Origin of the sequence: Pseudolabrys sp. Root1462 (assembly GCF_001426945.1) — a bacterium.
Taxonomy (GTDB): domain Bacteria; phylum Pseudomonadota; class Alphaproteobacteria; order Rhizobiales; family Xanthobacteraceae; genus Pseudolabrys.
Window position 1 is genome coordinate 2,440,603 of record NZ_LMFS01000001.1, and the last position, 18,522, is coordinate 2,459,124.

15 protein-coding genes are annotated in these 18,522 nt (G+C 64.7%); 9 read left to right on the plus strand and 6 right to left on the minus strand.

The window, feature by feature from the left end; genetic code table 11:
- Window positions 1-20 precede the first annotated feature (20 nt).
- From ASD45_RS11975 to ASD45_RS12000, 6 genes are read left to right on the plus strand one after another with little or no spacing between them, the layout of a single operon-like run.
- Window positions 21-668 carry an amino acid ABC transporter permease gene (locus tag ASD45_RS11975; protein ID WP_056911687.1) on the plus strand — a complete coding sequence of 216 codons (648 nt, stop codon included), beginning with the start codon at window positions 21-23 and terminating at the stop codon, window positions 666-668.
- On the plus strand, window positions 665-1,318 hold the full coding sequence (locus ASD45_RS11980; RefSeq protein WP_056911688.1) for an amino acid ABC transporter permease: 654 nt from the start codon (window positions 665-667) through the stop codon (window positions 1,316-1,318). The genes ASD45_RS11975 and ASD45_RS11980 overlap by 4 nt, the downstream gene beginning before the upstream one ends.
- Before the next feature lie 20 nt (window positions 1,319-1,338).
- A complete protein-coding gene (locus ASD45_RS11985) occupies window positions 1,339-2,139 on the plus strand; it encodes an amino acid ABC transporter ATP-binding protein (RefSeq protein ID WP_056912744.1) in 801 nt (266 codons plus the stop codon).
- A gap of 44 nt (window positions 2,140-2,183) precedes the next feature.
- On the plus strand, window positions 2,184-2,831 hold the full coding sequence (locus tag ASD45_RS11990; RefSeq protein WP_056912745.1) for a DUF1989 domain-containing protein: 648 nt from the start codon (window positions 2,184-2,186) through the stop codon (window positions 2,829-2,831).
- The gene (locus ASD45_RS11995) at window positions 2,828-3,568 is read left to right on the plus strand and encodes an urea amidolyase associated protein UAAP1 (protein WP_056911689.1); all 741 of its coding nucleotides are present in this window, start codon (window positions 2,828-2,830) and stop codon (window positions 3,566-3,568) included. Before ASD45_RS11990 ends, ASD45_RS11995 begins: the two co-directional genes overlap by 4 nt.
- Window positions 3,562-4,206: an urea amidolyase associated protein UAAP2 gene (locus tag ASD45_RS12000; protein WP_056911690.1), complete on the plus strand. Its 645-nt coding sequence runs from the start codon at window positions 3,562-3,564 to the stop codon at window positions 4,204-4,206. Before ASD45_RS11995 ends, ASD45_RS12000 begins: the two co-directional genes overlap by 7 nt.
- Before the next feature lie 120 nt (window positions 4,207-4,326).
- Here the strand turns inward: ASD45_RS12000 and ASD45_RS12005 are convergent, their stop codons facing one another.
- The 5 genes from ASD45_RS12005 to ASD45_RS12025 are packed head-to-tail and all read right to left on the minus strand — an operon-like array spanning window position 4,327 to window position 9,498.
- A complete protein-coding gene (locus ASD45_RS12005) occupies window positions 4,327-5,295 on the minus strand; it encodes an ABC transporter substrate-binding protein (RefSeq protein ID WP_056911691.1) in 969 nt (322 codons plus the stop codon).
- Between the two features lie 30 nt (window positions 5,296-5,325).
- Complete coding sequence (locus ASD45_RS12010; RefSeq protein WP_056911692.1) at window positions 5,326-6,114, minus strand: ABC transporter permease; 789 nt, start codon at window positions 6,112-6,114, stop codon at window positions 5,326-5,328.
- Window positions 6,093-6,854 carry an ABC transporter permease subunit gene (locus tag ASD45_RS12015; RefSeq protein ID WP_244485327.1) on the minus strand — a complete coding sequence of 254 codons (762 nt, stop codon included), beginning with the start codon at window positions 6,852-6,854 and terminating at the stop codon, window positions 6,093-6,095. Before ASD45_RS12015 ends, ASD45_RS12010 begins: the two co-directional genes overlap by 22 nt.
- Window positions 6,855-6,859: 5 nt before the next feature.
- A complete protein-coding gene (locus tag ASD45_RS12020; protein WP_082540801.1) occupies window positions 6,860-7,696 on the minus strand; it encodes an ABC transporter ATP-binding protein in 837 nt (278 codons plus the stop codon).
- Window positions 7,693-9,498 (minus strand): thiamine pyrophosphate-binding protein, encoded by a 1,806-nt coding sequence (locus ASD45_RS12025; RefSeq protein WP_244485329.1) that lies wholly within the window; start codon window positions 9,496-9,498, stop codon window positions 7,693-7,695. Before ASD45_RS12025 ends, ASD45_RS12020 begins: the two co-directional genes overlap by 4 nt.
- A 155-nt stretch (window positions 9,499-9,653) precedes the next feature.
- Between ASD45_RS12025 and ASD45_RS12030 the strand changes: the two genes are divergently transcribed.
- Window positions 9,654-10,667: a LysR family transcriptional regulator gene (locus tag ASD45_RS12030; RefSeq protein ID WP_056911695.1), complete on the plus strand. Its 1,014-nt coding sequence runs from the start codon at window positions 9,654-9,656 to the stop codon at window positions 10,665-10,667.
- A 12-nt stretch (window positions 10,668-10,679) separates the two neighbouring features.
- Here ASD45_RS12030 and ASD45_RS12035 read toward each other — a convergent pair whose 3' ends face one another.
- Window positions 10,680-11,666 carry a 4,5-dihydroxyphthalate decarboxylase gene (locus ASD45_RS12035; RefSeq protein WP_056911696.1) on the minus strand — a complete coding sequence of 329 codons (987 nt, stop codon included), beginning with the start codon at window positions 11,664-11,666 and terminating at the stop codon, window positions 10,680-10,682.
- A gap of 555 nt (window positions 11,667-12,221) precedes the next feature.
- On the opposite strand from ASD45_RS12035, the gene ASD45_RS12040 reads away from it, so the two are divergent.
- On the plus strand, window positions 12,222-14,216 hold the full coding sequence (locus tag ASD45_RS12040; protein ID WP_244485330.1) for an autotransporter assembly complex family protein: 1,995 nt from the start codon (window positions 12,222-12,224) through the stop codon (window positions 14,214-14,216).
- Window position 14,217: 1 nt separating this feature from the next.
- On the plus strand, window positions 14,218-18,516 hold the full coding sequence (locus ASD45_RS12045) for a translocation/assembly module TamB domain-containing protein (protein WP_056911697.1): 4,299 nt from the start codon (window positions 14,218-14,220) through the stop codon (window positions 18,514-18,516).
- Window positions 18,517-18,522: the final 6 nt, after the last annotated feature.

Consider the following 18,522-nt stretch of genomic DNA (forward strand, 5'->3'; position numbering starts at 1 on the left):
CACAGGCGGGGCCGCGGCTCGTGACAACCTATGACTATTTCAGCATCGCCTACGGCGCGCTGGCGACGGTTTCCCTGTCGCTCATCAGCATCGTACTCGGCGTTCCGCTGGGACTTGGGTTGGCGCTTATCCGTTGGTCCCGCCTGCCCGTTCTGAACCAGTTGACGATAGGCTATGTCAGCATCGTACGGACCTGCCCGTCGGTCACGCTCGTTCTCTTGATCTTTTACGCCCTGCCGGTCGTCGGCATTTCGATGGAGCCCTTGCCCGCCGCCATTCTCACGCTCACTCTGAGCACCGCGGCGTTCAACACCGAGATCTGGCGCAGCGCGCTGGCGAACTTCCCGCGCGACCAATATGACGCCGCGCTGACGGTCGGCATGCGCCGCGGCCTGCGCTTCCGCCGCATCGTCCTGCCGCAGATCGTGCGCAGCAGCCTGCCCGCTTTGGTCAACGAAATGACGTTGCAGATCAAAAGCACGCCGGCCGTTGCCGTCATCGGCATCGTTGAAATCACCCGTGCTGCCATTCGGGTCGGCGCGCGGACCTACGATCCCCTGCCGCCCTTCGTCGTTGCCCTGGTGCTGTACAGCCTGATCGTGTTCGTCTTCGTCAAGACCCAACGCACCATTGAACGGCGCTACGCTCAGGCCGGAGCACCGGCATGAACGAATTTGCGATCGTCTGGCAGCACCGGGACCTGCTCCTGATCGGCTTCGAGAATACGCTGATCATCGTCGCGTTAGGCGCGACTGGCGCGTTGGCTCTCGGCATCCTGCTGACGATACCGCTGATGTCGTCCAGGCCGGGCATCGTCGCGCTCGGCGCGGCCTATGTCGATGCCATGCGATGCGTTCCGTTTCTGCTGTTCGTCTATCTCATCTATTTCGGTTTCCCGACATTCGGCATCCAGTTCGATAACTGGTGGGCCGGCGTCGTCGCCCTCATTCTGTACAACGCGGCCTACATGGCGGAGCTGCTGCGCGCGGCCTGGAAGAACCTGCCGAAGGAAGCAATCGAAGCCGGCCATGCTTTTGGCTTTACGGGATGGGGCCTGTTTCGCCGCATCATCATCCCGCCGGTGCTGTATTCCTCATTGCCGCTGATCGGCAATCAACTGGTGCAGATCGTCAAGGACAGCGCCTTCCTGACCGTCATCGCGGTCGCCGAACTCACTCATGAGGCAACATCCCTGCAGACCACCTACTTCGTGCCCTTTGCCTCGTTTGTCGCCGCTGTTTTCCTGTACTGGATGACCTGCATGACCATTGAAACCGGCGTCGCGTTCGCCAATCGGCTGGCCGAGGACAGGCGATGACGAACAGCTCCGCAGTCCGCATGCCCGAGGCCCCGGCGGCGAGCGGCGCCGAACAACCGGTTGTCCTCGAAGTCAGCGGCCTGTCCAAGTGCTTTGGCTCCAACACCGTCCTGCGCGACATCAGCCTCAAGATCCATAAGGGCGAAACGGTCTGCCTGCTCGGCCCCTCCGGCTCGGGAAAATCCACACTCCTGCGCTGCATGAACTGGCTCGAGGAGCCGGACGGCGGCACCGTGGTTCTGAATGGTCAGCGCGTCGGTATGCGTCCCGGCGGCAGCGTCCGCATGAGCGATCGCGATCTGGCGGCGGCCCGCACCCACATCGGCATGGTGTTCCAGCATTTCGCGCTGTGGCCGCATATGACCGTGCTGCAGAATGTCATGGAAGCTCCGGTTTACGTGCTCAAGCGCCCGACCGCCGAAGTGCGCGCCGAAGCCGAAGCACTGCTGGCGCGGGTCGGCCTTGCCGAAAAACTCGACAGTTTTCCGGCGCGGCTCTCGGGCGGGCAGAAACAGCGAGTCGCCATCGCCCGATGTCTGGCCATGAAGCCGGATGTCATCCTGTTCGACGAGCCGACCAGTTCGCTCGATCCGGAGCTCGTCGGCGAGGTCCTCAGCGTCATGCAGGATTTGGTGCGCGACGGCATGACCATGGTCGTCGTAACCCACGAGATGAGCTTCGCGCGCGACGTCGCAAGTCGCGTCGTCTTCATGGATAACGGCCAGATCGTCGAAACTGGGTATCCCGAGGAATTCTTCGCGGCCCCGAAGTCCGATCGCGCCCGCCAATTCCTCATGCGCTACGCGGCCAGAGGCCAATGACGAGAAGCATCCGGCGCCAATTGCCGGCAACAGGGAGCATGAACATGACAGCGACCGCCGCCGCCCTTGCAACCGCCGAGTTTCCCGGACTCGTCAGCCGTGAAGTTGTGTCGCCCGGTGGCAGATGGTCGCGGCGCATCGAGACTGGCCAGCGCCTTCGCATCGTCGACCTCGAAGGTCAGCAGGCCGTCGACTTCCTGTGCTACTCGGCGGAACTGCCGCTCGACCGCATCAATCTCCCCAATACGATCAAGCTCAACAAGTCGCTCTACATTACAAAGGGCTGCAAGATCTATTCGGACCACGCCAAAGTGCTTTTCACGGTGGTCGAAGATACCTGCGGCTTTCACGACACGCTGGCCGGCTGCTGCAGCAACGAGATCGATCTCGTCCGCTACAACGTCAAGAAAACCAAAAGCTGCCGAGCGAATTTCATCGCCGAACTGGCGACCTGGTCGATGGGCGCGTCCGAGATCGTACCCAACATCAATTTTTTCATGCGCGTGCCGTTCAAGGAAGACGGGCACGTCGTCATTTCCGACGGCATCTCCAAGCCGGGCGATCATGTCGAACTGCTGGCTGCGATGCCGGTTCTTGCCGTGCTGTCGAATTGCCCGCAGGAACTCAATCCAGCGGCCGGCTCGAAACCGACCCCGATCGAAGTGATCGTTTACAATCCCGGCTCACCATGACCGATCCCCTGTACGAGACCGTCATCGACGGCGGCAAACATTGGTCGTTTACCGCGCGCCGCGGCACCCTCCTGACGCTCACCGACCGTGCGGGCGGCGCCAATGTCGGCATGCTGTTCTACAATCCGCAGAATCCGCTGGAACGCTACAACGCGCCGGATACGCTGAAATGCCAGCAGACCTTCCGGCTTACGCGCGGCCACTGCCTCTATTCGGATATGGGCCGGATATTCTGCTCCATCGTCGCCGATACGGTCGGCTGGCACGACACGGTTGCCGGGAATAGCAACAAGGCGCTTGTCGCCGAACGCTGGGGCACCCGGACCTACCAGGATTACCGCAACGACTGGACCCAGAACGGCCACGATGCCTTCCTCGTGGAAGCTGGCAAATACGGGCTTGGCCGCCGCGATCTTGCCGCGAACGTGAACTGGTTCAGCAAGGTCGCGCCGGCAGCGGACGGCGCCCTGCACTTCGACAGTGCAAATTCGTCCGGCGGATCGTCCGTGGATTTGCGGTTCGAGATGGACACGCTGGTGCTGCTGCACACCTGCCCCCACCCGATGCATCCTCCGGGTCCCTACCCCCGCAAGCCGGTAGCCCTGCAATTTGGCAAGGCGGACCCAGTGGCCCCCGACGACTACTGCCTCAATCTGCGGCCGGAAAACGGACGCGGATTCAAGAACAACGAACTTTATCATCTGTGCAGCACCGAAACCGGAGCGCACACATGCTGAAGCAGAGTGCGCTCACGCCCGATACCGCGTGCTATCGCCAGGTCATTCCCGCCGGCGACTACTGGCTCAAGCGCATCGCAAAGGACCAGATCCTCCGGATCGTCGATGTGGAAGGCAATCAGGCAGCCGACACGCTCTTCTTCAGTGCCGAAGACCCGGCGGAGCGTTACAGCGCGGTCGACACCGTTCGCGCTCAAGGCAATGTCTATCTCGGCCTCGGCTCCAGGCTGATGTCGACCGAGTGCAATGTCATGCTGGAAATCGTCGCCGACACGGTCGGGCAACACGACACCCTCGGCGGCGCCTGCGCGACCGAGTCCAATACTGTTCGCTATGCGCTCGACAAACGGACGATGCACGCCTGCCGCGACAGCTGGCTCCTGGCCATAGCGCAGCACGATGAATTCAAGCTGACCAAGCGCGATATCACGCACAACATCAATTTCTTCATGAACGTCCCGGTGACGCCGGACGGCGGCCTGGACTTCGCCGATGGCGTCAGCGGGCCCGGCAAATATGTGGAAATGCGCGCCTGCATGGACGTGATCGTCCTGATCTCGAACTGCCCGCAGCTCAACAATCCGTGCAACGCCTATAATCCGACACCGATTGAAATTCTGCTCTGGGACCCGGCGTGACGGGGCGATAACGTTGGTCCAGATCGAGCAGGTCCGGCCGTATTCCGGCGCATTGACGGTCATTCTCCTGTCAAAGTCCGCGGCGCGGCCGCCGCGGGCTGTCGTATTGTCAGGACGCCGCTACTTCTTGCGCGGCGGAACCTGGAAGAACTCGGCCAATTGTTCTTTGGAAAGCGGCGCCGGCAGGAATTTGGAAGCCACGGCGTCGGCCATGACGCTGTCCATGTCCTCGATGCGGTCCGGATCGAGCGCCGCTTCGGAATAGAACTCCGACACCGCCTTCTTGGTCAGGTTCTCCGGGATGCCGGAGAAGTCCTTGTAGTAAGCAAGAGCCTTCGGGTCGGTGTACATCCAGTGCAACGTCTCACGGTAGGCGTCCATGAAGCGCGCGATGACCTCCTTGTCCTTCTTCAGGCGATCGGCGTTGACGATGACCAGCCGGACGGTCTGGTTGCGCATCGACGGCACATCGCTGCCGCGACCGACGATGCGGATCTTGCCTTCGTCGATTTCCTTGAGGCCGAACGGCGGGGCCGCCCAACCGACGTCGACCTGATCGGACATCACGGCGGTCAGGGTCGCCGGCGGGCTGCCGGTCTTGGTCGGCTTGGATTTCAGGTCGAACGTCTTGACGAAGCCGAGCACGATCATGTTGGTGGACGAGCCGGCAGTCGAATAGGCGATCGTCGTCTTCTCGGTGGCATCCTTGATAGCCTTCAGCGGCGAGTCGGCCTTGACGTACCAATAGAGGTCGTTCGCACCGACGGTGGCGTTGCCGATACCGCGGACCGGCGCGCCCTTGGCGAAGGCGCCCAGGGCACCGCCCGTCCCCACGCCGATGCCGATATCGGCGGCGCCGGAGATAATGGTCTGCAGCGTCTCGCCGGCGCCGGCGGTGTACAGAAGCTCCAGATCCAGATTGTGCTTCTTGAAGATGCCGGCGCGGTTGCCGAGTTCGGCGATCGCGGTTTCCCAGTTGCCACGCTGGCCGATGGCCAGCTTGAGGCTGTCGTTGGCCAGAGCGCCGGTTGCCGTCGCCGCCAGCATCGCCAGGGCGAGCGCGTGACGCCCCCATTGTCCGTACCGCATTGTTTCCTCCTTCGGTTGCCGATTCTGGTCTTATTGACGCTTGGCCGGACCGCCGAAGCGGCCGACGATCGCGTTCGCGCCGATCGCGAATGCAAACAGGGTGATCAGGAGCGCATACATGCGCGGCATGTCGAACACGCTGTAGGCCTGCATGATCAGATAGCCGATGCCGCGGTTCGACAGTTTGGTCTCGGCGAGCAGCGTGCCGATGATGGCGATGCCGAGGCCGAGGCGGATGCCGTTCATGACCGCGGGCCGCATGGCCGGCAGATAGATCTTCATCGCCATCTGCCATTGACTGGCACGGAAGCTTCGGCCGACGCGAATGAGAACGGCCTCGATCTGCCGCATACCGGCTGCGGCGCTCAGCGCTATCGGAAAGAAGCACGAAACCGCGCCCATGGCGATCTTCGATCCGGGCCCGACGCCGAACCACATGATCATGATCGGAAAGAAGATGATCTTCGGCGTCGGCCCGAGATAATAGATGTAGGGCTCGAGGGCGCGGCCGAAAAAGCGCGAGCCGCCGAGCAGAACGCCGGTCATGAAGCCGATGGAGCCGCCGATGGCCAGCGCCGCCAGCACCTCGGCCACGGTGACGGCGAGGTTCCAGTAGAATGCCTGGCTCGACAGCAGCTTGATCAGCGCCCAGCCGATCGTCTCCAGCGGCGGCACGACGTCGCGGTACAGGAGCCCGGAGCGCGCCATGATCTCCCAGCCCGCCAGCAGCACGACCAACAACACGATGCGCACCTGCATCACGCTGATGCCGGACCGCCTCGCGCGCGCCATGCCCTTCACGACATCCGTCGAAGCCATCGCTCCAGCCTCTCGGTCACGAAGAAAAACAGGACACTCACAAGGATGACGAAGACGATGGTCGCGTACATCCCGGGCATGTCGTAGCGCTCGGCCAGGTCGTTGATGAGCTGGCCGAGACCGCCGAAATTGATGAGGAACTCGACGCCGACGATGTTGATCAGCGCGAAGATCAGCGCCAGCCGCAGGCCGACGAAGATCGTCGGCAGCGCCGCCGGCAGCATGATCTTGGTCAGCATCTGCACGCGTGTCAGACGAAAGCTGCGGCCGACATTGATCAGCGACTGCCGCGTGCCGGACAATCCCTCGATGGTTTTGAGAATGAGCGGCGGCAGCCCGGCGATCACGCCCATGACGATGATGGTGGCGGGCGAGCGGCCGAAGATCACCAGGAACAGCGGATACATCAGCACGATTGGTGCCGAGGCCAGAGCCGAGATCCACGTCTCCGTCGCCTTGCGCAGCACCGGCACCTGATAGAGCAAGGTGCCGACCGGAATGCCGATGACGGCGAGGATCGCCATCGCATAGAAGGTCTCCTGCACGGTGGTCAGGAACCGCGCCAGCAGTTGCTCGTCGCCGAACAGCCGGCCGAAGCTGTCAATCACCTCGGTCGGCAACGGCACGATGAAACGGTTGAGCAAGCCGGCACGCAACATTCCTTCGACGATGGCGACGCCGCAGAGCAGGCAGAACAGGCCGAACGCCGCCGGTAAAAAGCGCGCGGAACTGGCGGCCATCGCCCTCATCGCGCCCGCTCCGATTCCGCCATGCCGCGGCTGGCTTCCTCGCGCAGGTCGCCCCAGATCTTCGCGACATAGGCGCCGAAGGCCGGACTGCTGACGACGTCCGACGTGCGCGGCCGCGGCAGGTCGATATCGACGATGCGCTTGAGCTTGCCGGGCCGGTAGGTCATCACCAGGATGCGATCCGACAGTTGCACCGCTTCGGTGATGTTGTGCGTGATGAGCAGCGTCGTCTGCTTGAGCTCCTGCTGGATCTGCAGCACCTTGTCGCCGAGCAACAGGCGCGTCTGCTCGTCGAGCGCGGCGAAGGGCTCGTCCATCAGCAGGATCTTCGGCTGCGAGACCAGCGTGCGCGCGATGGCAACGCGCTGGCGCATGCCGCCCGACAATTCCGACGGGTGGCGGTTCTCGAAGCCGCTCAACCCGACGAGATTGATGAAATGGCGCGCCTTGTCGAGGCGCTCGGCTTTCGGCACATTGGCGATCTCGAGCGGAAAGCAGACATTGTCGATGACCGTGCGCCACGGAAAGGTTGACTCTTCCTGGAACACCATGCCGATCGACGGATGCGGCCCGCGCACGACCTCGCCGTCCACGGTGATAGTGCCGTCGTGATCCGGCGTCAGTCCGCCGATGATGTTGAACAACGTCGACTTGCCGCACCCCGACGGACCAATCACGCTGAGGAATTCGCCCGGCCTGACGTCGAACGAAATGTTGTCGACGGCGACGAGCGGGCCTTCGGCCGTGTCGAATTTCTTGGTGACATTGTCGGCCGACAGCACATGGGGCAGCTGCCCGGCCATTGGCGCAGTGCTCTGCGGCGTCTGATTCATTCCGCGCTCTTTCGTAGCATCACATTGGTCGTCGCCGCCGCGTAGCCCGGCTCGACCCGCACATCGACGACGGCAACCTCGCCGGCCTCGACGGCGGCAATCGCCTGCATGAAGGCCTCTTCCATCTCGCCGAGCGTACGCACCGGGCCGAAGCCTTTGGCGCCCTGCGCGTGCGCCATCTCGGCGATGTCGATCTCCGGATCGGCCATGCGCTGACCGATCCAGCGGTTTTCGACCGGCCGGTCGCGCATACGCGCGACGCGCTCCTGGTGCAGTTCGTCGTTGAAGAACGAGCGGTTGTTGGCGATGACGAACAGGATCGGGATGCGATAATGCACCGCGGTCCAGATCGCGGTGTTCCCCATCAGAAAATCGCCGTCGCCGCAGATGGCGACCGGCATGCGTCCACTGCCCTTGAGCGCCAGCGCCGCGCCGACGGAGATGCCGGGTCCGCCGCCAATGCCGCCGCCGCCGTCGCTGCCGAGGAAATCCAGAGGATGCCGCAGCGGCCACCAGCCGCCGTTCCACGACAGCGGCAGATGCGTCAGCGCCACCTCGCGTTCGCCGAGCGCACGGCGCAGTCCCATCGCCAGATGTTCGACACTGAGCGACTTATCTTCCGGCGGCAGAATGGCCGGAGCGCGCGGCTGCAGGCGCGCCGCGGGCTTTGCCGCCATCGCCTTCGCCAGCGCAATGGCGGTTTCGTCCGGATCGCATCCGATGAACAGGTCCACCGGCGCCAGCGCCTGATAATCCATGCTCCAGCCGTTGTGGATCTGCTGATCCGCCGTGATCTGAATCACCTTGGCGGACGGCTTGACGCCGGCTGAATGCAGCGCGCCGCCGAGATCGACCCAGTCGAAGCTGATCACCAGATCGGCGTTGGCGAGAACATTTGCCGCCTCCCCGCCCGGCACCAGCATCACCGGGTCGCCGGCATGCAGCGGATGATCGGTTGGAAAAGAGGCGCCCACTTTTATATCGGTCAGCACGCGCGCCTTGATGGCTTCGGCGAGGCCGACCCGCGCATTCCAGGCTTCGATGCGGCGCGAGGCGCGTCCCGCGAGAATGACGGGCGCCTTCGCGGCCTTGATGAGACGTAGCGCTTCATCGAGCACCGCCGGCGAAACGCCGCCGGCGACCGGCGGCGCCAGCCGCGCCACATCGGGAATTGCGATCGGCGCCTGCAGTTTGGCTTCCTGCATCTCGGCATCGAGCACGACGTAGGTCGGCCCTTGCGGCACCGTGTTGGCGATCCAGTTGGCGCGCACGATGGACTCGCAGGCGGCTCCCGCCGAAGCCGGCTGGTCGTCCCATTTGGTGTAATGGCGCACGATGGCGCCTTGATCGCGTGCGGTGTGGATCCAGTCGATCCAGGGACGCCGCTTCATGGCATCGACCGGCCCGGTCGCGCCGATCACGAGCACCGGCATGCGATCGCACCAGGCGTTGAAGATCGCCATGGTGGCGTGGAACAGTCCGACGTTCGAATGCACCGCCGCGGCCATGGCGCGACCGGTCACCTTGGCCCAGCCATGCGCGATGGCGACCGCGGTTTCCTCGTGCAGGCAAAGCAGCATCTGCGGCTGCGCATTGCCAAGATGATTGACAAGCGAGTCATGCAGGCCGCGATAGCTCGCGCCGGGATTGACCGCGATGTAGGGAATGTCGAGCGCGCGCAGCGTTTCCGCGACCGCGTCGCTGCCGAAGCCCGCGGCGTTGCCGCCGGAGCGCACGGGGCGTTCGACCGCGCCTTCATCCGTTTCGGGCAACGGCAATTGTTCGCTGGCGCGGCGCGTCACGGCGTGTCCTCTCCATTACATCGGCCGCTTGACACGGCCGTTATCGTTGGCGGTACGATAGGCTTTGACATTCGCCATGAGAAGCCACTAAATTTTCGCTGCTTTGTTGCAAAATAATCAACAATCGGGAAAACGCCCTGGATCGCTTCCGCACCATGGAAAGTTTCGTCCGCGTCGTGCGGACCGGCAGCTTCACCGCGGCCGCCGACCAGCTCGGCCTGTCGCGCGCGCTGATCTCGCGTCACGTCAGCGATCTCGAGCAACGCCTTGGCGTCCGCCTGCTGACGCGCTCCACCCGCACGCTGCAGCTCACGGAGGCCGGCCGCGCCTATCTCGACTACTGCGAGACACTGTTCCGCGACATCGAGGAGAAAGAACGCTCGATCGTGATGACGCGGACGGAGCCCGCCGGCACGCTGAAGCTAATCACGCCGAAATCCTTCGGCCAGTTGCACCTGGCCGACGCCATCATCGATTTTGCCCGCGCCCAGCCGCGGCTCACGATTTCGCACATTCTCGAAAACATCGCGTTCCGCACCAGCGAGTTCTCGGAGCGCGGCATCGACGTTGCCTTGCGGTTCTCGCCGATCGCCAACCGCACTCTGGTGTCGCAGCACATTGCCGACATGGATTGGGTGCTCTGCGCCTCGCCGGATTATCTCGCCCGGGCTGAGCGCCTGATCCGCCCGGCCGACCTCGCCCGCCATCCCTGCCTCGTCCACATCCATGCAGCGCCGGACGATCACGTCTGGCGCTTCGAAGGTCCCGGCGGCAACGTGGCTGCGCGCATCACCGGCGCGTTCTATTCGAACAGCGCGCTGACGTTGCGCAAGGCAGCCCTCGCCGAACTCGGCATCGCGCTGTTGCCGCGCTACAGCGTCGCCGAGGATCTCGCGGCCGGCGCTCTGGTGATCGTGCTGCCGCGCTATCGCGTGCCGACGCGGCCGCTGCTGGCGATCTATCCGCGCGCCAAGGAAGTGCCGAAGAAGGTTCAGACCTTCATCGAATTCCTGAGCAAATGGATGGCGACCCGCGACGTCGGACGGCAGCCGTCCCGCCACCACAAGCCCGGCATCGCGGTGCGGCCGGCGCCGCCGGTCACCACCGGTTCGCCAACGCGGCGGACGCCTCGCAATGCCCCGCGCGCTCAGGCCCGCCCGATGGCGTAATGCGTCGGCCCGTCAGATACCGAACTGCTCGTGCGTGCCCGGATGAAAGAGATCTTCCGGGCTGACCAACCGCGACGACAGGCCTTGGCCATGATGATGCTTGAGGAAGACCTCGAGCGTCTTGCGGTTGGCCGCGAGGCCGTAGGACCAGAAATCGTCGCCCATCATGGCGCGCGCCTCGGCGACGCGCTCTTCCATGAACGGCAATGTGACCTTGCTCGCCGACGGATCGGTCAGCAGATCGAGCGCGACATCCTTGGACTTCGAGAACGCCTTGAACAAGGCGGCCGGCAGCCAGGGGTGTTGCTCGGCGATGCTGCGGCGCAGGCCGAGAATGTGCATGATCGGGAAAACGCCGGTGCGCTTGAAGTAATCCTGCGCCGCCGCCACCGGATCGGAAAACAGCCAACCGACATTCGGCGTGTTGCGCGGCAGAGCCGGCGGCCGCGGCGCGATGAAACCGTCGATGGCGCCTTCGGCGAGCAGCGCGGAAATCGACTTGCCGGCCGGCGCATCTTCAAGATGCACGTCACCCGGCAGCGTGATCTTGATCTTCTCCGGCCGGTCGGCGTCGGCGATGCCGCCGCGCACCCAGTGAATATCCGACGGCTTGACGCCGAAGTCGTCCTCGAGCAACGCCCGCGCCCAGACATTGGCGGTGAGCTGATATTCCGGCACGCCGACTTTCCTGCCCTTCAGATCCGCCGGCTTCTTGATGCGATCGGTGCGCACCCAGATGGCGTTGTGGCGAAAGGCGCGCGACAGGAAGCAAGGAATGCCGACATAAGGGCCGCCGCCTTGCGCGGTCTTCAAGGTGAAGCTCGACAGCGACAATTCGCAGATGTCGAATTCGGCATGGCGCAGTGCACGGAAGAAGATCTCCTCCGGCGACAGCGCCATGAAGGTGGGATCGACGCCGTCGATCTGCACCGCGCCATCGATGAGCGGACGCGTGCGATCATAAGGACCGACGGCGACGGACAGATTGAGCTTGGCCATGACCTCACCTTAACATTTATTGCCGGCAGCTGCTGGTCTCCGGCGTGCGGAAGGCTGCCTTTCAAGGCTATGGCCAATATCGTCGCCCGCGGCCGCGCGCAATGACGAAATTAACGCGCCGGCTAGCTCGCGCCGCACATCGGCGTCGATGGGCCAGAGAGATGCGGCGGCGCGTTGCGACCGACTTGGTTTGATACGACGAATTTCCAACCGGGCGAACAGTCGCCGCAAACACGCGGATCAAGATGAGGTCACGCGTCAACGACCGAGCGCGATCCATCATCAAGTGCGCGACGCGAGACCAGAGCATCTCGATCGCCTCACGAGACGACACCGCTTGGCGCTAGCTCACGCGATGGGCGAAGACATGATCGCCGGGAGTTCCCTCGGCAGCGCGTAAGCCCGCAAGGCGAGCGGCACACGCCGTCAGGTACGGCCCTGGCGCGGCCGCCTTCCTCCGGCAGCTTCGCAAGCATCCGCCGTGAAAATTAAGGGTTGCGACATGCTGCTGCCTTTGTTTGGTAGTTTCTGGACGTGTTGCGTGGGGTGCGAGTGTTGCGAAGTGCCGAGTGGCGCGATGTCAGGCGAATTGCCATTGGTTGCTGCCTCAGCGCGGCCCTGTTAGGGCCGAGCCCTGCTCTCGCATTCGATTTTTTCGGCCTTTTCGGCGACAAGCCGCCCGCCGCGTCGCAGCATGCGCTGCCCTACCTCATCGAGTTCCAGAGCGCCGAGAGTTCCAGGAGCCTCGACAAGAACCTCAAGGAGTCACTCGAGCAGGCCTCGACCCTCTATCGCACCCGGCAGGATCCGCCCCCCGATGGCGAAACTCTCGTCCGCCGTGCCGAGGGCGACCTCGCGCCGCTGATCGATGCCTTGTGGGGCGCCGGCTACTACGATGCGGCGCTGAGGATCGAAATCGGCGGCCAGCCGCTCAGCCTCGGCCGCACCACGCCACCCGGTGTCGCCCGTGCAGCGGAAAGTTTCCGGGCCCGCGAGGCGGTGCCGGTCAAGGTCATCGTTGAGCCCGGTCCGCTGTTCAAGATGCGGACAATCAGCGTCATCGACGCCCGCACGCGCCGTCCGTTTTCTGACGAGCAACTGCCGTCGAGGATCGTCAAGCTCAAAGCGGGCGATCCGGCCCGCGCCGCCGATATCCGCGCCGCACAGGCCGCGCTCGTCGATTACTTCCGCAGCTTGTCATATCCCCTGACCAAGGTCACCAAGGTGCGCCCCGTCGTCCTGCACCGCGACGATGTGATGGATGTCGATATCGCCGTCGACACCGGTCCGCGCGCGCCGTTCGGCCCGGTCACCGTCTCCGGCAAATCCGATATCGATCCCAAGGTCGTCCGCTCGATGATCTACATTGAACCGGGCGATCCCTATTCGCCCGCGGCGGTCGCGGCGTCACGCAAGTCGGTGCTCAAGCTGCCGGCGATCAGTTCGGTGCGCATGCGCGAGGCCAGCCGGCTCGACGCCAACGGTCAACTGCCGATCGACGCCGAAGTCACCGACCGCAAGCCGCATGTGGTCGGCCTGTCCGCGCGCTATTCGACGCTCGACGGCCCGGCGCTGCGCGCCTACTGGCAACATCGCAATCTGTTCGGCGGCGCCGAAAGCCTGCGTCTCGAAGGTGACATCTTCGTACCGCCGCGCACCAATACGCGTGCGCTCGACAACCTGAAGGACTTCGAGCTTGCCGATCTCGGCGGTCGCTTCCGCGCCAGCTTCGTCAAGCCCGGCCTCTACGGCACCCGCAACGACCTGTTGCTCGATGGCATGATCGAGCGCGACAACACCGGCGGCGACATCTTTGGCGGCTACAGCAGCAAGCGCGTGGTCGGCTCGGCCGCGATCCGCCACCGTTTCACCGACACCTTCTCGACGCAGTTCGGCGTCACCGGCGAACGTGGCACCACCAGCGACTCGCTCGGCACCGTCGATTACAGCCTGTTCGGCGTGCAGGCTGCGGTGACATATGACTCGACCGATCGGCTGCTCGATCCGACAAGGGGCATCCGCGCCACCGGCACCGTCACCGCCTACCCCGAATTTCTCGGCTCATCGGTCGGCATCGTCGAGAGCAAGGCGCAGGCGTCAACCTATTACGCGATCGATGAAGAGGCGCGTTATGTGCTGGCCGGCCGCGTCGGCCTGGGTTCGGTGTCGGGTGCTTCGCTCGGCGATATCCCCTCGACACACCGCTTCTATGCCGGCGGCGGCGGTTCGGTGCGCGGCTATCGCTTCCGCAGCCTGAGCCCGCTCGGCCCGACCGGCGAAGTGATCGGCGGCCGCAGCCTGTTCGAGGCTTCGCTCGAAGCCCGCGTCAAGATAACCGACACGATCGGCCTGGTGCCGTTCTTCGACGCCGGCGGCGCCTTCGAGCCCGCCTACCCCGACTTCAGCCAGCCGCTGCGCTACTCGGCCGGCCTCGGCCTCCGCTACTACACCGCCGTCGGCCCCATTCGTGTCGATGTCGCGATGCCGCTCAACCGGCGTCCGGGCGACAATCGCTGGGCTCTCTATATCGGCATCGGACAGGCGTTCTGATATGCAGGGACGACGCACCACTATCGGAATCGGCTTCGCTGTCTGCCTGCTCGCGGTGGGCGTGCTTCTGGTGTCAACGCTGACGGGCCGCAGCGCCGATGACGACAAGGGTCTGCTGTCGAGCTTCCTGTCGCGTGCCCTGTCGACGCCGCAGTCGCGGGTCTCGATCGGTCTGGTGCGCGGCGCGCTGCTGTCCGACTCCACCATCAGCGACATCAAGATTTCCGATCGCAACGGCGTCTGGCTCGAGATCGACAAGGTTCACCTGAACTGGACGCGCTCGGCACTGCTGTTCCGCAAGCTTCAGATCGACAAGCTCGAGATCGGCACCGTGCGCTATCTGCGCCGCGCGCTGCCGAACGAGCAACCCGAAGCGGTATCCGACGAACCGCTGTTGCCCGAGCTCCCGCTCAAAGTCGAGATCAAGGATTTCTCGCTGAAGGAACTGGCGCTCGGCGCGCCGGTCATCGGCACCGCTGCGAGCGTATCGGCAACCGGCGCCGCCACGCTCGGCAATCTGGCCGAAGGCCTCAACCTGCGCTTCGACGCCCGGCGTCTCGATGCCGGCGGCACACTGGCGGCGCGCGTCGAGCTGGTGCCGGACAGCCAGCGGCTGGCGCTCAAATTGTCGGTCGATGAACCGGCGAACGGCATCGCCGCCAACGCGCTCAATATTCCGGGCCGGCCGCCGGTCAAGCTGACCCTCGACGGCAATGGCACGCTCGATTCATTCGATGCCCAGCTCGCCTTCGCCGCCGGCGACGATATCGGCGCCAATGGCTCGGCGCAGATCCGCCGCGTCGACAAGGAACGCCGGCTGACCGTGGACATGGCCTCGCGCATCGAAGGTCTGCTGCCCGCCGTCGCCGCGCCGATTTTTGCCGGCACCACTCGGATGATCGGCAAGATCACTTTCGCCGATGCTGGCACAATCGCGATTGCGCCTCTGACCGTCGCCTCGCAAACAGCGCTGCTCGACATCAATGGCAGACTGTCGGCCGATCAGATCGCCGACATCACGATTGCCGCGCGGGCGTTGCCCAATGCCGGTGACAAAACCGCAGCCGGAAGCGCGCAGATCGGCCAACTCGCCTTCGATGGCACCATCAAGGGACCGCTGATGGGGCCGACGATCGACGCGACGCTCGACGCCCGCGATATCGCCACGCCACAGGGCAGCGCCAGTAGCGTGACCGCGAAGCTCAATGCCTCGCCGACCGGCGATGTCACCGACAAGACGACCCGCATAGGCTTCAGGGCCGATGCGCGAGCAACTGGCCTCGCGCCGCGGGATGCTGCACTCGCCCGCGCGCTCGGCGATACCTTGTCGCTCGCCGTGCGCGGCAACTGGAGCGACGGCATCGCCGATATCGCGACGGCCCGGCTGCAGACCAAAACGGCGCTGGCAAGCTTCAACGGCCGCGTCGGCGACAAGCTTGTTCAGGGGAAACTCGCCGCCGAAGCACCCGACCTCGCCCGCTTTGCCTCGCTCGCCGGCACCTCCCTGCGCGGCGCATTCAAGTTCGATGCCGACATCACCGGCGTGCCGAAAGACGGTCGCATCGAAGCGGCGCTCGATGGAAACATCACCCGCTTCGGCACCGGTATCGCCGCCATCGACGGGCTGGCCGGCGATCGCGTGACGCTCAAGGGCAAGGTATTGAAACTGCCGGCCGGCGGCTACGGCTTCGGCGATCTCAATCTTTCAGGCGCGCATGCCACGGTCAGGCTCGACGGTCAGGCCACCGTAACCGCGGCTAACATCGACGCCCGCGTCGTAATCCCTGAACTGCGCCATGCCGATGCGCGCCTCGCCGGGCGCGCCGAACTTTCGGGCAAGCTCACCGGCACCGTCGAACACCCGAACGCCGACGCCACATTGGCCGTGGCCGATGCCCGCGCGCTGGGCCGTCCGATCTCGCGCCTTGCCATTGCGCTCAACGCGACCGAGCTCACCGGTCTGATCGATGCTCGCGCCAAATTGTCGGGCAGCGTCGACAACAAACCTGCCGAAGGCGCCATGCATTTTGCAAAACAGCAGAATGGCGCCTGGCTGCTCAACGATGTCGACCTGCGTGTCGGCTCAGTCCGCGTCAATGGCGGCGTCACCCTCACCGCCGAGCAACTGGCCAGTGGACGCCTGACTTTCGATGCGGGCAATCTCGACGACCTGTCGCCGCTGGCTCTGACCAAACTAGCGGGACAACTGCGCGCCGAGGCGTCTCTTGACGCCGCCAATGGTGGGCAGGACATCGCGCTTCAGGCCACCGCGCGCGGCGTGAAAGCCGGCGCGACGTCGGTCGGCCAACTCGACGCCGACCTGCGCGCCACCGATGTCTATCGCAAGCCGATGATCGACGGCCATGTCTCGATCGATCGCGCCAATATTGCCGGCGAAGAGTTCGCACAGGTGCAACTGACCGCCACCGGCGCATCCGGTGCGAGCGACATCGCCCTCACCGCGCAGGCGCGCGGCTTTGCCCTCGATGCCCGAGGCCGACTGATTGCCGGCGACAACGTCAGTCTTGAATTGGCGCGGCTGAGCGCCACACGCGACAAGCGTCGCATCGCCCTTACGCAGCCGGCCACGCTGACGTTGCGCGGCAACGGCGTCGATATTCGCTCTCTTATCCTTTCGCTCGATCGTGGCCGGCTCAGCGTCGACGGCCGCGCTGGCGGTACCTACGACCTGACGATCAAGGCGCAGACGGTGCCGCTGTCGATCGCCGACGTGTTCATGCCCAAGCTCGGTCTGTCCGGCACGCTGGATGGCGACGCCCGCGTGACCGGGACTAAGGATGCACCGACTGGGCAATGGTCGCTGCGTATTGACAATCTGGTAGCGCGGCAGACCCGCGATGCCGGGTTGCCGCCGATCGACGTGCAAGCCACGGGACAGCTTGCCGACGGCAGAACCAGCGTCAACGGCACAATCGGTGCGAAGGGCGCCGGAACCATTCGCGTCAATGGCGCAATGCCGCTCGCAGGCAACGGGCTCGACCTCACCGCCAAAGGCAACGTCAATATCGGCGTCGCCGATCGTTTTCTCGCGGCAAGCGGTCGCCGGGTCGCAGGCTCCGCCGCGATCGATCTCAAGATTGCCGGCAGCCTGCAGCAGCCGCGCATCGACGGCAGCGCCACCGTCAGCGGCGCGAGCTACAGCGATGCGCTCATGGGCATCCGTTACACGAATATCGCGGCACGCCTTGTCGCGCGTGGCGACGATGTCCGCATCGAGCGCTTCTCGGGACAGACACCGAACGGCGGCACCATCACCGCGCAAGGCTCGGTCGCGATCGACCCGGCCGCCGGCTTCCCCGGCGACGTCAAGATATCGGCGCGTCACGCCAAACTCATCGAGAACGACATCTACAGCCTCGTCGCCAACATGGCGGTGTCGCTGTCCGGGCCCTTGGCGCGAAACCCGTCCATCGCCGGCAAGATCGATGTGGTCTCGCTCGATGTTACCGTGCCGGAGCGGCTGCCTTCGACACTCAGTCCGATTCCGGGAACAGTTCATGTCGGCGCGCCGCCGCAGGCGGCCGCCCGCCTTGCCGCTCAAGCGCGCGCCCGCGCTCGCGCCAGCCGCGCACCGCCCTTCGATGCCACGCTCGATCTGACGATTACCGCACCCAATCGCGTCTTCGTGCGCGGTCGTGGCATCGACGCCGAACTCGGCGGCGATCTCAGGCTGCGCGGCCGGCTGTCGGATCCACAGACCGTCGGCGCCTTCGAGTTGCGGCGCGGCCGCATGTCGATCGCCGGTACGCGGCTCGATTTCACCGAAGGCCGTATCGTCTTCACCGGCGACCTCACGCCCGACCTCGATTTCAAGGCGCAGACCCAGGCGAGCGACGTCACGGCGATCATCGCCGTCAGCGGCCCGGCGAGCGAGCCGCAGTTCACCTTCAGCTCGCAGCCCGACCTGCCGCAGGACGAAGTGCTGTCGCGCATCCTGTTCTCGAAAGCGAGCGGAGGCCTCTCCGCCATTCAGGCACTTCAACTGGCACAGGTCGCGGCGCAATTCTCCGGCGGAGGCGGCCCCGACGTGTTCGAGCGCGTGCGCAAGTCGCTCGGCGTCGATAGCCTGGATGTGTCGGTTGGCAGCAGCGGCAATCCCACCGTCGGCATTTCGCGCTCGATCAACCGCCGCCTCAGCGTCGGCGTCAAAACCGGCACTGAAGCCAATGACAGCGGCGTCACCGTCGATTTCGACGTCACGCGACACATCCGCCTCAAGGGCGAGGCAGATGCCCAAGGCGGCACGGCAGTTGGCGCTGGTGTGGAGTGGGAATACTAGGCCGGC